The sequence below is a fragment of the Pseudomonas sp. NIBRBAC000502773 genome (assembly GCF_006517195.1).
GTDB lineage: Bacteria > Pseudomonadota > Gammaproteobacteria > Pseudomonadales > Pseudomonadaceae > Aquipseudomonas > Aquipseudomonas marginalis.
The window spans coordinates 763,006-778,222 of the sequence record NZ_CP041189.1 but is presented as its reverse complement, the minus strand read 5'-3'; the positions used below and the strand labels follow the sequence as shown (position 1 = coordinate 778,222).

General features: G+C 60.2%; 13 protein-coding genes. 5 read left to right on the top strand and 8 right to left on the bottom strand.

What is annotated here, in order from left to right; all coding sequences use genetic code 11:
- Positions 1-49: 49 nt before the first annotated feature.
- The 4 genes from hflD to NIBR502773_RS03500 all read right to left on the bottom strand — a co-directional run bounded on the left by hflD (position 50) and on the right by NIBR502773_RS03500 (position 4,686).
- A complete protein-coding gene (hflD, locus tag NIBR502773_RS03515; protein WP_027606331.1) occupies positions 50-673 on the bottom strand; it encodes a high frequency lysogenization protein HflD in 624 nt (207 codons plus the stop codon).
- Complete coding sequence (gene mnmA, locus NIBR502773_RS03510) at positions 670-1,794, bottom strand: tRNA 2-thiouridine(34) synthase MnmA (RefSeq protein WP_141155375.1); 1,125 nt, start codon at positions 1,792-1,794, stop codon at positions 670-672. The genes hflD and mnmA overlap by 4 nt, the downstream gene beginning before the upstream one ends.
- 59 nt (positions 1,795-1,853) lie before the next feature.
- Positions 1,854-2,300 carry an NUDIX hydrolase gene (locus NIBR502773_RS03505; RefSeq protein ID WP_065927069.1) on the bottom strand — a complete coding sequence of 149 codons (447 nt, stop codon included), beginning with the start codon at positions 2,298-2,300 and terminating at the stop codon, positions 1,854-1,856.
- A 160-nt stretch (positions 2,301-2,460) separates the two neighbouring features.
- Positions 2,461-4,686, bottom strand: coding sequence for an NADP-dependent isocitrate dehydrogenase (locus tag NIBR502773_RS03500; protein ID WP_141155374.1), 2,226 nt, complete (start codon positions 4,684-4,686; stop codon positions 2,461-2,463).
- A gap of 493 nt (positions 4,687-5,179) precedes the next feature.
- Here NIBR502773_RS03500 and icd point away from each other — a divergent pair, with 493 nt between their 5' ends.
- The gene (gene icd, locus NIBR502773_RS03495) at positions 5,180-6,436 is read left to right on the top strand and encodes an NADP-dependent isocitrate dehydrogenase (RefSeq protein ID WP_027606337.1); all 1,257 of its coding nucleotides are present in this window, start codon (positions 5,180-5,182) and stop codon (positions 6,434-6,436) included.
- A gap of 68 nt (positions 6,437-6,504) precedes the next feature.
- Here the strand turns inward: icd and cspD are convergent, their stop codons facing one another.
- Positions 6,505-6,813 carry a cold shock domain-containing protein CspD gene (gene cspD / locus NIBR502773_RS03490; protein WP_065940421.1) on the bottom strand — a complete coding sequence of 103 codons (309 nt, stop codon included), beginning with the start codon at positions 6,811-6,813 and terminating at the stop codon, positions 6,505-6,507.
- Between the two features lie 224 nt (positions 6,814-7,037).
- Here cspD and clpS point away from each other — a divergent pair, with 224 nt between their 5' ends.
- Positions 7,038-7,406, top strand: a complete 369-nt coding sequence (gene clpS, locus NIBR502773_RS03485; protein ID WP_010567912.1) for an ATP-dependent Clp protease adapter ClpS — start codon at positions 7,038-7,040, stop codon at positions 7,404-7,406.
- A 29-nt stretch (positions 7,407-7,435) separates the two neighbouring features.
- Positions 7,436-9,706, top strand: coding sequence for an ATP-dependent Clp protease ATP-binding subunit ClpA (gene clpA, locus NIBR502773_RS03480; protein ID WP_027606339.1), 2,271 nt, complete (start codon positions 7,436-7,438; stop codon positions 9,704-9,706).
- 163 nt (positions 9,707-9,869) lie between these two features.
- Here the strand turns inward: clpA and infA are convergent, their stop codons facing one another.
- The 3 genes from infA to aat all read right to left on the bottom strand — a co-directional run bounded on the left by infA (position 9,870) and on the right by aat (position 11,632).
- A complete protein-coding gene (gene infA, locus NIBR502773_RS03475; RefSeq protein WP_002553999.1) occupies positions 9,870-10,088 on the bottom strand; it encodes a translation initiation factor IF-1 in 219 nt (72 codons plus the stop codon).
- Positions 10,089-10,188: 100 nt separating this feature from the next.
- Positions 10,189-10,896 (bottom strand): arginyltransferase, encoded by a 708-nt coding sequence (locus NIBR502773_RS03470; RefSeq protein WP_053128509.1) that lies wholly within the window; start codon positions 10,894-10,896, stop codon positions 10,189-10,191.
- 55 nt (positions 10,897-10,951) lie between these two features.
- The gene (aat, locus tag NIBR502773_RS03465; protein WP_065940066.1) at positions 10,952-11,632 is read right to left on the bottom strand and encodes a leucyl/phenylalanyl-tRNA--protein transferase; all 681 of its coding nucleotides are present in this window, start codon (positions 11,630-11,632) and stop codon (positions 10,952-10,954) included.
- A 498-nt stretch (positions 11,633-12,130) separates the two neighbouring features.
- On the opposite strand from aat, the gene NIBR502773_RS03455 reads away from it, so the two are divergent.
- Both NIBR502773_RS03455 and lolA read left to right on the top strand, forming a co-directional pair.
- The gene (locus NIBR502773_RS03455; RefSeq protein ID WP_141155373.1) at positions 12,131-14,539 is read left to right on the top strand and encodes a DNA translocase FtsK; all 2,409 of its coding nucleotides are present in this window, start codon (positions 12,131-12,133) and stop codon (positions 14,537-14,539) included.
- Between the two features lie 54 nt (positions 14,540-14,593).
- The gene (gene lolA / locus NIBR502773_RS03450) at positions 14,594-15,217 is read left to right on the top strand and encodes an outer membrane lipoprotein chaperone LolA (protein ID WP_016975527.1); all 624 of its coding nucleotides are present in this window, start codon (positions 14,594-14,596) and stop codon (positions 15,215-15,217) included.

Genomic DNA, 15,217 nt, shown 5'->3' with positions numbered 1-15,217 from the left:
TGACCGGCGTATTACGCGTAATGGCTTGAAAATAGCCTGTCGGTGCGACTTATTCGTTGCGCATCAACGGGTAAAGCTCTTTGAGCAATTTGCGTCGGCTGATCACCAGCTGCCAACGATGACCGCCCAATTGCCGCCACAGCCGTGCCGAACGGATACCTGCCAGCAGCAGTGCGCGGATTTTCGAGGCGTTGTTCGGTTGCTGCAGGTTGCGCATGTCGCCGTGCACCTGGATGCGTTGGCGCAAGGTGCTCAAGGTGTCCTGGTACAGCGCACCGCAGGCGGCGATCACGTTTTCGTGGGCCGGGCCGAAGTGTTCTACCTGGGACTGGATCTGCGGCAGGCGTTTGCCGATGGTTTCCAGCATGTCCTCGCGCTTGGCCAGCTGACGCTCCAGGCCGAGCATCGACAGGGCGTAGCGCAGCGGCTCGCGCTGCAAGGTGCTGGGGTCGCGCTCCAGGGCGCCGATCAGGGCGCGATAACCTTCACGCAGTGCGAGGTCGTCGCCGCCGTAGACTTCCAGGGTGTCCTTGGGGTCGCGGATCAGCAGGCTGCCGAGCATGCAGGTCAGGCCGGCTTCGGTGACCTGGCCGGTCTTGGCGATCTTGTCCACCAGCACGGCGGAAAGAAATACCCCGCCGAGTGCCGTCAATTGCTCCTGGGTCGGGCTCATGCCGGGTTGCTCCAGGCTTCGGCGACTTCAATCACGCCGCCGCCCAGGCAGATTTCGCCGTCATAGAACACCACGGACTGTCCAGGAGTGACCGCGCGTTGCGGGTCATCAAAGGTGGCGCGGTAGCCCGTCGCGGTTTTTTCCAGGGTGCAGGGCTGGTCGCCCTGGCGATAGCGTACCTTGGCCGTCAGGCGGCGCGGGGCGCTCAGGTCGATCGGGTTGACCCAATAGATCTCCGAGGCCAGCAGTGCGCCCGAGAACAGCAGCGGGTGTTCATTGCCCTGGCCAACGATCAGCACGTTGTGCTCCAGGTCCTTGACCAGCACGTACCACGGCTCTTCGCCGGCATCCTTCAAGCCGCCGATGCCCAGGCCCTGGCGCTGGCCGATGGTGTGGTACATCAAGCCATGGTGACGGCCGATCACTTCGCCGTCGGTGGTCTTGATCTCGCCCGGCTGCGCCGGCAGGTACTGCTTGAGGAAGTCGCTGAAGCGGCGCTCGCCGATAAAGCAGATCCCGGTGGAGTCCTTCTTCTTGGCGGTCGCCAGGCCGTGTTGCTCGGCGATCCTGCGCACTTCTGGCTTTTCCAGCTCGCCCACCGGGAACAGGGTCTTGGCGATCTGTTCACCGCCGACGGCGTGCAGGAAGTAGCTCTGGTCCTTGTTCGGGTCCAGGCCCTTGAGCAGTTCGGTACGGCCATCGATATCGCGGCGACGCACGTAGTGGCCAGTGGCAATCAGGTCGGCGCCAAGGATCATGGCGTAGTCGAGGAACGCCTTGAACTTGATTTCGCGGTTGCACAGGATGTCCGGGTTCGGCGTGCGACCGGCCTTGTATTCGGCCAGGAAGTGCTCGAACACGTTGTCCCAGTACTCGGCGGCGAAGTTGGCGGTGTGCAGCTTGATACCGATCTTGTCGCACACGGCCTGGGCGTCCGCCAGGTCGTCCATGGCGGTGCAATATTCCGTTCCATCGTCTTCTTCCCAGTTCTTCATGAACAGGCCTTCCACCTCATAACCCTGCTCCATGAGCAGAACGGCGGAAACGGAAGAATCCACGCCGCCGGACATGCCGACGATGACGCGCTTCTTTTGTGTGTCAGAAGGGGCTGGATCACGCATAGGGTTTCAACGGGTGTCTTGAAAAAGGACGCGATTCTAACAGGCCTGGGCCCGCAAGGCTAAAGAGAAGGGCGGATCAATTCCAGGCTGTGACGCTGGCCGGCCAGATAATCATCGATACAGCGGATGATCAGCTCGCTGCGCCAGTCGTCGCGCACGGCCATCAGCTCGTCACGGCTCAACCAGCGGGCACGCAGGATGCCTTCGTCCAGTTGATAGTCCGGGTGGTGTTTCAGTGCCTTGGCAATAAAGCAGACGCGTTGATAGGTAACCCCATTGCTGGGTGCGGTGTACAGGTAGATGCCGACGATGCCGGTGGCTTCCACGTCCCAGCCGGTTTCCTCGAGGGTTTCGCGCACGGCGGCCTCGGTCAGGGTCTCGTCTGGGTCGAGGTGGCCGGCGGGCTGGTTGAGCACGGCGCGGCCGCCCTTGAGTTCTTCGACCATCAGGAATTTGCCGTTATCTTCGACGATGGTGGCGACGGTGATGTGGGGTTGCCAGGTCATGGGGGGCTCGATATCAAGATATGACGCGGTGTTTGGGCAGAGTTGCGGCCAGTGTGGGAGGGGGGCAAGCACCCTTCCACATTGAATCCGGTTTTTTCTGTTGAACGGTAGAAACAGAAACCCCGGCACAGGGCCGGGGCTTCTTTGCATCCCTACAACCTTACTTCAACTTGGCAATCGCCGCGTTGAGGGTGTTGCTTGGGCGCATGGCCTTGCTGGTCAGCTCCGGGTTCGGCGCGTAGTAGCCGCCGATGTCCACTGGCTTGCCCTGTACGGCATTGAGCTCGGCAACGATGGTTGCTTCGTTCGCGGCCAGGGTCTTGGCCAGTTCGCTGAATTGACCTTGCAGTGCAGTGTCTTCGGTCTGGGCGGCCAGGGCCTGGGCCCAGTACAGCGCCAGGTAGAAGTGGCTGCCGCGGTTGTCGATGTTGCCGACTTTGCGCGATGGCGACTTGTTGTTGTCGAGGAACTGGCCGGTGGCCTGGTCCAGGGTCTTGGACAGTACCAGGGCTTTCGGGTTGTTGTACGTCACACCCAAATGCTCGAGGGAGGCGGCCAGGGCCAGGAACTCGCCCAGGGAGTCCCAGCGCAGGAAGTTCTCTTCCAGCAGCTGTTGCACGTGCTTCGGTGCCGAACCGCCGGCGCCGGTTTCGAACAGGCCGCCGCCATTCATCAGCGGCACGATGGACAGCATCTTGGCGCTGGTGCCCAGCTCCATGATCGGGAACAGGTCGGTCAGGTAGTCACGCAGCACGTTGCCGGTCACCGAGATGGTGTCCAGGCCCTTGCGGGTACGTTCCAGGGTGAACTTCATCGCGTCGACCGGCGACATGATGCGGATGTCCAGGCCTTCGGTGTTGTGGTCTTTCAGGTGGGCCTGGACTTTCTCGACCACGACGCCGTCGTGTGCACGCTTGGGGTCCAGCCAGAAGATGGCCGGGGTGTTGCTGGCGCGGGCACGGTTGACGGCCAGCTTGACCCAATCCTGGATCGGCGCGTCTTGGGTCTGGCACATGCGGAAGATGTCGCCGGCTTCGACTTTCTGTTCCATCAGCAGGTTGCCCTTGCTGTCGGTCACGCGGACGACGCCGTCAGCCTTGACCTGGAAGGTCTTGTCGTGGGAGCCGTACTCTTCGGCTTTTTTCGCCATCAGGCCAACGTTCGGCACGCTGCCCATGGTGGTAGGGTCGAAGGCGCCGTTGGCCTTGCACTCTTCGATCACCGCCTGGTAGATGGTGGCGTAGCAGCGATCCGGGATCACGGCCTTGGTGTCGTGCAGCTGGCCGTCGGTGCCCCACATCTTGCCGGAGTCACGGATCATGGCCGGCATCGAGGCGTCGACGATGACGTCGCTCGGCACGTGCAGGTTGGTGATGCCTTTGTCGGAGTTGACCATCGCCAGGGAAGGGCGAGCGGCGTAGACCGCCTGGATGTCAGCTTCGATCTGCGCCTGCTGCTCGGCCGGCAGGGCCTTGATGCGGGCGTACAGGTCGCCGATGCCGTTGTTCAGGTTGAAGCCGATCTGTGCCAGCACGTCTGCGTGCTTGGCCAGGGCGTCTTTATAGAACTCGGCAACGATCTGGCCGAACATGATCGGGTCGGAGACCTTCATCATGGTGGCTTTCAGGTGGACCGACAGCAGCACGCCTTGTTTCTTGGCGTCTTCGATTTCAGCGGCGATGAAGCTGCGCAGGGCTTTCTTGCTCAGTACCGCGCTGTCGATGATTTCGCCGGCCTTGACGGTGGTCTTTTCTTTCAGGACGGTGGTGGTGCCGTCTTGAGCGACCAGCTCGATTTTGACAGCGTCAGCTGCTTCGATCTGTACGGATTTTTCGCTGCCGTAGAAGTCGCCGTTGCTCATGTGGGCAACGTGGGACTTGGAGTCCGCAGCCCAGGCGCCCATCTTGTGCGGGTGCTTGCGAGCGTAGTTCTTGACCGACAGCGGCGCGCGGCGGTCGGAGTTGCCTTCGCGCAGGACCGGGTTCACGGCGCTGCCCTTGACCTTGTCGTAACGTGCACGGGTTTCTTTTTCCGCGTCGGTGGTTACGGTTTCCGGGTAGTCCGGCAAGGCGTAGCCCTGGGCCTGCAGTTCCTTGATCGCCGCCTGCAGTTGCGGGGTCGAGGCACTGATGTTAGGCAGCTTGATGATGTTGGCTTCAGGGGTAACGGCCAGGTCGCCCAGTTCGGCGAGGTGGTCCGGTACGGCCTTGGTGCCCAGTTGCTCGGGGAAGCTTGCGAGGATGCGCCCTGCGAGGGAGATGTCGCGGGTTTCCACGGCAATATCAGCGGAAGCGGTGAAGGCCTCTACGATAGGCAGCAGTGAATAGGTGGCGAGGGCTGGGGCTTCGTCGGTGAAGGTGTAGATGATCTTCGAGCGGGTGGGCATATTCGGATTAACTCTCTTCTTTGCTGAAAGCGTGCGCAGAAACTCGAGATGCGCCGGGTGGAGCGCGTTCGTTCAAAGTCATCCATGAGCGAAAGGTCGAGGTTTCTTCGCGGTGATGTTGGGTTGCATCAGTCGAGCGTCAAGCGGGTGGACTATTGTATTAGTCCTGCTTTGTAGCGGAGGGCCCTGTTCCAGAGCGGTCTGCCATCGTGACTCTTTGGTCAGCGGCGGCATTATACATAGGTCGCTATGCTTACGCCGAGCCTTCATACAAAAGGTGTGTCGTCCATTGGTCTAAAGGTCGCAGGTACCGGGTTACGCCTAAAGTCGCACGAAGTGCTCAAGATTGGCGCTTTTCCCTTTGCTTTCAGGCTTGTAGGCGACAATTTATGCTGTTTTCGATGCAAATGAGCATGGCGCGAGGTTTCAGTCGCCATTTATCTGGAGTAGGCTCGAACGCAGCCAGATGTTCAATCCATAGATGGAGTTCAGCATGGGATACAAGAAGATTCAGGTTCCGGCAGTCGGCGACAAAATCACCGTCAATGCAGACCATTCTCTCAATGTTCCTGACCAACCGATCATCCCGTATATCGAAGGTGACGGTATTGGCGTCGACATCAGCCCGGTGATGATCAAGGTGGTCGACGCAGCTGTTGAAAAGGCCTACGGCGGCAAGCGCAAGATCTCCTGGATGGAGGTGTACGCCGGCGAGAAAGCGACCCAAGTCTACGACCAGGACACCTGGCTGCCCCAGGAAACCCTGGATGCGGTCAAGGATTACGTGGTGTCCATCAAGGGGCCGCTGACCACTCCGGTAGGGGGCGGCATTCGTTCGCTGAACGTGGCCCTGCGCCAGCAACTCGACCTCTACGTCTGCCTGCGCCCGGTGCGCTGGTTCGAAGGTGTGCCCAGCCCGGTCAAGAAACCAGGCGACGTGGACATGACCATTTTCCGCGAAAACTCCGAAGACATTTACGCCGGGATCGAGTGGAAGGCCGGCTCGCCGGAAGCGACCAAGGTCATCAAGTTCCTCAAGGAGGAAATGGGCGTCACCAAGATTCGTTTCGACCAAGATTGCGGCATTGGGATCAAGCCGGTATCGCTGGAAGGCACCAAGCGCCTGGCGCGCAAGGCCCTGCAATATGTAGTGGATAACGATCGCGACTCGCTGACCATCGTGCACAAGGGCAACATCATGAAGTTCACCGAAGGTGCCTTCAAGGAATGGGCCTACGAAGTGGCGGCTGAAGAGTTCGGTGCGACCCTGCTGGACGGCGGCCCGTGGATGCAGTTCAAGAACCCGAAGACCGGCAAGAATGTGGTGGTCAAGGATGCCATCGCCGATGCCATGCTCCAGCAGATCCTGTTGCGTCCGGCCGAGTATGACGTGATCGCGACCCTCAACCTGAACGGCGACTACCTGTCCGACGCCCTGGCGGCAGAGGTGGGCGGTATCGGGATTGCGCCGGGTGCCAACCTGTCCGACACCGTGGCCATGTTCGAGGCCACCCACGGCACTGCGCCCAAGTATGCGGGCAAGGACCAGGTCAACCCGGGCTCATTGATCCTGTCGGCGGAAATGATGCTGCGTCATATGGGCTGGACCGAAGCGGCCGACCTGATCATCAAGGGCACCAACGGCGCTATCTCGGCCAAGACTGTGACCTATGACTTCGAGCGCCTGATGGACGGTGCGAAGCTGGTGTCGTCGTCGGGCTTTGGGGATGCGCTGATTTCGCATATGTAAGTCAGCGTTATAAAAAACCGGCCATTCAGGATGGCCGGTTTTTTTACAGGCTGTTACTCAAAAGCAGATCAGGCCGTTTGTTTCTTTTTTGGTTGAGTGGGCTGTTCTGCTTTGCGCTTCGTTTCATGTGTTTCGTCGTGGGCTTTTTCGGGTGTAGCTGCGCAGGCTGCACAAATTTCGACGGCGTGCAGCCCTTTCGGTCCTTGAATGATTTCAAACTCCACAGGTTGGCCCGCCTTCAGCGTCTTGTATCCTTCCATGTTGATCGCTGAATAATGCGCAAAGAGATCTTCGGACTTCCCGTCCTCTACAACAAAACCATACCCTTTGGCATTGTTGAACCACTTGACCTTGCCACTGATCTTGACGCCAGACATACCCATATCCCTCTGCACCAGACTCCATCACTGGAGTATCATCCAGTTTATCCGTCCTAACCCGAATAAATAAGGTTGACTGCGCGGACCTTTTTTACCCACTGTGGGTTCTATTGGTTGTAACACCGATTTGCCGATAGTCAAGGCGACTGAACGGTCAGAGTTGAAATTCTGACAGGTCGCCCCCACCACTGTATTTGAACCACTGACGAACCTTTCTTTCCATGCATGCAATCAGCCAGATTCGACTAACATTCAATCAGGATCGACCGGATCACGAACACGATGACGACGGTTCTGCAGGCATTGCTGTTCAGGAGGCCAAGCCTGCTTTACAGGCGCCGCCGATGTACAAGGTGGTTTTGTTCAACGATGACTACACACCGATGGATTTCGTGGTCGAAGTGCTCGAGGTGTTTTTTAACCTGAACCGCGAGTTGGCGACCAAGGTAATGCTGGCCGTTCACACAGAAGGACGGGCAGTATGTGGAGTGTTTACCCGTGACATCGCCGAGACAAAGGCCATGCAGGTCAACCAGTACGCCAGGGAAAGCCAGCATCCGCTACTCTGTGAAATCGAGAAGGACGGTTAACGCCGACCACTTGGGTATGAGGTGAAGCTATGTTAAACCGCGAGCTCGAAGTCACCCTCAATCTTGCCTTCAAGGAGGCTCGTTCGAAGCGTCATGAATTCATGACCGTCGAACACCTGCTGCTGGCACTTTTGGATAATGAAGCTGCCGCCACGGTTCTGCGTGCGTGCGGCGCCAACCTCGACAAGCTCAAGCATGACCTGCAGGAGTTTATCGACTCCACCACGCCACTGATCCCCGTGCATGACGAGGACCGTGAGACCCAGCCAACCCTGGGCTTCCAGCGGGTATTGCAGCGTGCTGTTTTCCACGTACAGAGCTCCGGTAAGCGTGAAGTCACAGGCGCCAATGTGCTTGTGGCGATCTTCAGCGAACAGGAAAGCCAGGCAGTGTTCCTGCTCAAGCAGCAGAGCGTTGCCCGTATCGATGTCGTCAACTACATCGCCCACGGTATCTCCAAGGTGCCTGGGCACGGCGATCATTCCGAGGGTGAGCAGGATATGCAGGACGACGAGGGCGGTGAGTCTTCTTCTTCAAGCAACCCGCTGGATGCCTATGCCAGCAACCTCAACGAGCTGGCGCGCCAGGGGCGGATCGATCCGCTGGTGGGGCGTGAGCTTGAGGTCGAGCGCGTAGCGCAGATCCTGGCGCGCCGTCGCAAGAACAACCCGTTGCTGGTGGGTGAGGCGGGCGTGGGCAAGACCGCGATTGCCGAAGGCCTGGCCAAGCGCATCGTCGACAACCAGGTGCCGGACCTGCTGGCCAACAGTGTCGTCTACTCCCTTGACCTGGGCGCGTTGCTCGCCGGGACCAAGTACCGTGGCGATTTCGAGAAGCGCTTCAAGGCGCTGCTCGGCGAGCTGAAAAAACGCCCGCAGGCGATCCTGTTCATCGACGAGATCCACACCATCATTGGTGCGGGTGCGGCCTCCGGTGGGGTCATGGACGCTTCCAACCTGCTCAAGCCGTTGCTGTCGTCGGGTGATATCCGCTGCATCGGTTCGACCACCTTCCAGGAATTCCGCGGCATCTTCGAGAAAGACCGTGCCCTGGCGCGTCGCTTCCAGAAAGTCGACGTGTCCGAGCCGTCGGTCGAAGACACCATCGGCATCCTGCGCGGGCTCAAGGGGCGGTTTGAAGCGCACCACGGCATCGAGTACACCGATGAGGCGCTGCGTGCGGCGGCCGAGTTGGCGTCGCGCTACATCAATGACCGGCACATGCCGGACAAGGCCATCGATGTGATCGACGAGGCCGGGGCCTACCAACGCCTGCAGCCGGTCGAGAAGCGTGTTAAGCGCATCGACGTGCCTCAGGTCGAGGACATTGTCGCGAAGATCGCGCGGATTCCACCAAAACACGTCAACAGTTCCGACAAGGAGCTGCTGCGTAACCTGGAGCGCGACCTCAAGCTCACCGTGTTCGGCCAGGACGCGGCAATCGATGCGCTGTCCACCGCGATCAAGCTGTCGCGTGCGGGCCTCAAGTCGCCGGACAAGCCTGTCGGTTCGTTCCTGTTCGCCGGTCCTACCGGTGTCGGCAAGACCGAAGCGGCGCGGCAATTGGCCAAGGCCATGGGGATCGAGCTGGTGCGCTTCGACATGTCCGAATACATGGAGCGTCACACCGTGTCGCGCCTGATCGGTGCGCCTCCGGGCTATGTCGGTTTCGACCAGGGCGGCCTGTTGACCGAGGCGATTACCAAGCAGCCCCATTGCGTACTGCTGCTCGATGAAATCGAGAAGGCCCACCCGGAAGTCTTCAATCTGCTGCTGCAGGTGATGGACCACGGGACCCTGACCGACAACAACGGGCGCAAGGCGGACTTCCGCAATGTCATCCTGATCATGACCACCAACGCCGGTGCCGAGACGGCCGCGCGGGCTTCGATCGGCTTTACCCACCAGGATCACTCGTCCGATGCGATGGAAGTGATCAAGAAGAGCTTCACGCCGGAGTTCCGCAACCGCCTGGACACCATTATCCAGTTTGGTCGCCTCAGCCATGAGGTCATCAAGAGTGTGGTGGACAAGTTCCTCACCGAGCTTCAGGCGCAGTTGGAAGACAAGCGCGTGCAGCTGGATGTCACGGAAGCGGCACGCAGCTGGATCGCCGAAGGTGGCTACGATGCGGCAATGGGCGCTCGCCCGATGGCGCGCCTGATCCAGGACAAGATCAAGCGGCCTCTGGCTGAAGAGATCCTGTTTGGCGAGCTTTCCGACCATGGTGGCGTGGTGCATATCGACCTGAAGGATGGCGAGCTGACCTTCGAGTTCGAAACCACGGCTGAAATGGCCTGATCGTTCTGTAACAACGCAAAAGGCGCCGAAAGGCGCCTTTTTGCTGTCTTGAAATGCAATTCTCAGAATGGGGCTTGCCCCCTCCCGCAGGATCCCTCGGTGTTTGAGAAATCCCATGCACACAAAAACGCCCGGCATAACCGGGCGTCTTGTATTGACTTGCTTAGCGAGCGCGGTAAGTGATACGCCCTTTGCTCAAGTCATAGGGCGTCAGCTCGACGCGCACTTTGTCACCGGTAAGAATACGAATGTAGTTCTTGCGCATCTTGCCGGAGATATGCGCGGTTACGACGTGCCCATTTTCCAACTCCACACGAAACATGGTGTTGGGCAGGGTGTCGACGACAGTGCCTTCCATTTCGAAGCTGTCTTCTTTCGACATGCAGTAAAGCCCTCGGTATCCAGTGAATGGCCCGGTGCAACTGCGCCAGGCAAAAGCGGCGTGCATTGTGCCCGAAAAAGGGTGTTTAAGCCAAGGGGTTCTAGTTAAGCGTGACCCATCTTTGATTAATCAGCAGTTCTATGGGGCGATATTGGGTCTTGTAGTTCATCTTTTTGCAGTTCTTGATCCAGTATCCGAGGTACACCGCCTCGAGTTCCAGGCGCAGTGCTTCACCGATTTGCCAGAGAATCGCGAAACGCCCGAGGCTGCGTCGCTCTTCGGCCGGCTCGTAGAAGGTGTAGACCGCTGACAGGCCGTTAGGCAGCAAATCGGTCACGGCGACGGCCACCAGGCGGCCGTCCGCGCGAAATTCGTAAAAGCGCGAGAACGGCAGGTCACGCACCAGGAAGGTGGAAAACTGGTCGCGGCTGGGTGGGAACATATCGCCGTCGGCGTGGCGCTGCTCGATATAGCGCTGGTACAGGTCGAAGTATTCTTCGGTAAATCGCGGCTTGGCAGCTGTCACCGTCAGGTCGGCGTTGCGCTTGAGGATGCGCTTCTGATTACGGTCCGGCAGAAACTGCGCCACGGGGATGCGTGCCGGCACGCAGGCATTGCAGTTCTGGCAGTGGGGCCGGTACAGATGATCGCCGCTGCGCCGAAAACCCATTTCCGAGAGATCGGCATACACGTGCACATCCATCGGCTGGCTGGGGTCGAGGAACAGCGTGGTGGCCTGCTCGTCGGGCAGATAGCTGCAAGAGTGGGGTTGAGTGGCATAAAACTTCAAACGCGCCAACTCGGTCATGATCAACCCTCGGATAAGCTTTGAAATAAGTGTAAGCCAGGAGCGCGCAAGTCGCCTAAGAAACCCACGGTCCTGCGTTGGGTTGGTCCAGATGGTCACGCAGGAAACCTGCAAAGTCGCTGCGGGATATGGCGCGGGCACCCAGGCTGTGCAGGTGGTCGTTGGGCATCTGGCAGTCGATCAGTACAAAGCCCCAGGCCTGCAATTGCCGGGTCAATGTGGCAAAGCCGAATTTCGAGGCGTTATCGGCGCGGCTGAACATCGACTCGCCGAAGAACAGCTGGCCCATCGCCAGGCCATACAGGCCGCCGACCAGCTCGCCGTTGTCCCATACCTCTACCGAATGGGCGTAACCGCGCTGGTGCAGCGTCAGGTAGGCGCTCTGTATGCCTTCGGTGATCCAGGTGCCATCGGCATACGCGCGCGGCGCGGCGCACGCCTGGATGACGGCGGCAAAGTCCTGGTCGAAGGTCACGGTATAGCGCTGCTGGCGCAATAGTTTGCCCAGGCTGCGGGAGACATGCAGTTCGTCGGGGAATATCACGGTGCGCGGGTCCGGCGACCACCAGAGGATCGGCTGGCCCTCCGAGAACCAGGGAAAGCAACCGTGGCGGTAGGCTTGCACCAGTCGCTCGGCCGACAGGTCGCCGCCGGCGGCGAGCAGGCCATTGGGTTCGCGCATGGCCTTGGCCAGCGGGGGGAATGTCAGTGAGTCGCGTTGTAACCAGGTCAGCATGGCATCCAGGCTTGCGGAAGGGGAGGGGAGTGGCAGGCGGATCGCGTGCCCCAAGGGGTGTGATTATTGTCGACGCAGCGCTGTGGGGCCAGCCCGAATCGGCTGTTGGCGTGCATAAGCGTGAGCGGGTGTTTCTGCAACTCTCTGCGTGAGGCGTGGTCGTAATCGGGTCTGGCCCATGCAGGCCATTTGCCAAGCTTGCCTGGATTGGTAAAAACAGCTCATAAGCCTTTGTCAGCAAAGACAATGCATGCTCAAATTGAACATGTTGTGACACACAATTGGCTATGCTGCCTGAAGAAAGCCAAGTGGCGTGGCAACCGCAACACAAACCCGTACAATGCGGCCATTGTGGCGTTATCGCCATTTCATCCAGCAATCGCCCAGTGTTAAAAGTAGATTCCACGACGTTCGTTCATTTTTCAGCTGCTCGGATTGGGCAGTATTTGCAGTTATTCAACAGATGGACGCGCTAACAGGCGCAGGAAAAGACCCGTTTTGAAGAAATCCGCCGCAACACCTAAAGCAGCCGTCGTGCCGGCCTGGCGCCAGCACCTGCACTATCGACTCAAGGAAGGCGCGCTGATCGCTATCGGCGCGCTGTGCCTGTTCCTGATGATGGCCTTGCTCACCTATGGCAAGGACGATCCGGGCTGGAGCCATAACAGCAAGATCGAAGACGTGCAGAACTTCGGTGGGCCTGCCGGTTCCTACAGCGCCGATATCCTGTTCATGGTGCTGGGTTACTTCGCTTACATTTTCCCTTTGCTGCTGGCGATCAAGACCTGGCAGATCTTCCGCCAGCGTCATGAGCCGTGGCAGTGGAGCGGCTGGCTATTTTCGTGGCGCCTGATCGGCCTGGTATTCCTGGTGCTGTCCGGTGCCGCCCTGGCGCATATTCATTTCCACGCACCCACCGGCCTGCCGGCGGGCGCGGGTGGGGCGCTGGGCGAGAGCCTCGGCGACCTGGCGCGCAAGACCCTGAATATCCAGGGCAGCACCCTGATGTTTATCGCGCTGTTCCTGTTCGGTCTCACGGTGTTCACCGACCTGTCGTGGTTCAAGGTGATGGACGTGACGGGCAAGATCACCCTCGACCTGCTGGAGCTGTTCCAGGGCGCTGCCAACCGCTGGTGGGCCGCCCGGGTCGAACGCAAGCGCATGGTGGCCCAGTTGCGCGAGGTGGATACCCGCGTCAACGAAGTGGTGGCCCCAAGCACACCGGACCGCCGTGAGCAGGCCAAGGTCAAGGAACGCCTGATCGAACGCGAGCAGGCCCTGAGCAAGCACATGTCGGACCGCGAGAAGCAGGTACCGCCGGTGATCGCCCCGGCGCCGCCCAAGCCGGCCGAGCCCAGCCACCGCGTGCAGAAAGAGAAACAGGCGCCGTTGTTTGTCGACAGCGCCGTGGAAGGCACCTTGCCGCCGATCTCGATCCTCGACCCGGCCGAAAAGAAACAGCTCAACTATTCTCCTGAGTCCCTGGCGGCCGTCGGCCATCTGCTGGAAATCAAGCTCAAGGAGTTCGGCGTCGAGGTGTCGGTGGACTCGATCCACCCCGGCCCGGTGATTACCCGTTACGAAATCCAGCCGGCTGCCGGCGTCAAGGTCAGTCGCATTTCCAACCTGGCCAAAGACCTGGCGCGCTCCCTGGCCGTGACCAGCGTGCGCGTGGTGGAAGTGATCCCCGGCAAGACCACCGTGGGTATCGAGATTCCCAACGAAGATCGCCAGATAGTGCGCTTCTCCGAAGTGCTGTCGACGCCCGAATACGACAACTTCAAGTCGCCGGTCACCCTGGCCCTGGGCCACGACATCGGCGGCAAGCCGGTGATCACCGACCTCGCCAAAATGCCTCACCTGCTGGTGGCCGGTACCACCGGTTCGGGTAAATCGGTGGGCGTGAACGCGATGATCCTGTCGATCCTGTTCAAGTCCGGCCCGGAAGACGCCAAGCTGATCATGATCGACCCGAAGATGCTCGAGCTGTCGATCTACGAAGGCATTCCGCACCTGCTCTGCCCGGTGGTCACCGACATGAAGGACGCCGCCAACGCCCTGCGCTGGAGCGTGGCCGAGATGGAGCGCCGCTACAAACTGATGGCGAAGATGGGCGTGCGTAACCTGTCGGGCTTCAACGCCAAGGTCAAGGAAGCCCAGGACGTCGGCACGCCGCTGACCGACCCGCTGTACAAGCGCGAAAGTATCCACGACGAGGCTCCGCTGCTGGGCAAGCTGCCGACCATCGTGGTGGTGGTCGACGAGTTCGCCGACATGATGATGATCGTCGGCAAGAAGGTCGAAGAACTGATCGCCCGTATCGCCCAGAAGGCCCGTGCCGCCGGTATCCACTTGATCCTTGCCACCCAGCGTCCGTCGGTGGACGTGATCACCGGCCTGATCAAGGCCAACATCCCGACCCGCATGGCGTTCCAGGTGTCGAGCAAGATCGACTCACGGACCATCATCGACCAGGGCGGTGCCGAGCAACTGCTGGGCCACGGTGACATGCTCTATATGCCGCCGGGTACCAGCCTGCCGATACGGGTCCACGGCGCCTTCGTCTCCGACGATGAAGTGCACCGCGTGGTGGAAGCCTGGAAGCTGCGTGGCGCCCCCGAATACAACGACGACATCCTTGCCGGTGTCGAAGAGGCCGGCAGCGGCTTCGACGGCGGCAGCAGCGGTGGCGACGACGATGCCGAAACCGACGCGCTGTATGACGAAGCCGTGGCCTTCGTGCTGGAAAGCCGCCGCGCCTCGATTTCTGCGGTGCAGCGCAAGCTGAAGATCGGCTATAACCGCGCTGCGCGCATGATCGAAGCCATGGAAAACGCTGGCGTCGTCACTGCAATGAACACCAACGGCTCGCGCGAAGTCATCGCCCCCGGGCAGATGCGCGACTGATTCCGTGCCGCGTGGCACCACGCGGCGCGCCCTTACGACTCAATGAGGACTCCCATGCGTCTTATCCGCATGCTGTTGTTGCCGGCACTGGCCCTGACCGCTGTTTCGGCCCACGCTGACCCGGCCTCCGTCGCCAGCCTGAAAAACCTGTTGGACAAATCCCAGACCCTGACCGCGCGCTTCTCCCAGCTCACCCTGGATGCCGGCGGCACCCAGTTGCAGGAAACCGCCGGCGAGATGGCCGTGCAGCGCCCTGGGCTGTTCTACTGGCACACCGAAGGCAAGGCCGAGCAGACCATCGTCTCGGACGGCCAGAAAGTCACCTTGTGGGACCCGGACCTGGAGCAGGCCACCATCAAGAAGCTCGACCCGCGCCTGAACCAGACGCCGGCGCTGCTGCTGTCGGGCGATGTGTCGAAAATCAACGACAGCTTCGACATCACCTCCAAGCAGACCAGCAACGTGATCGAGTTCACCCTCAAGCCGAAATCCAAGGACACGTTGTTTGACACGCTGTCCCTGTCGTTCGGCAACGGCGTGATCAACAACATGCGCCTGGTCGACAGCGTCGGCCAGCGCACCGACATCCTGTTCTCCGGGGTCAAGGCCAACCAGCCGGTACCGGCGTCCAAGTTCAAGTTCGACATCCCCAAGGGTGCCGACGTGATCCAGGAATAA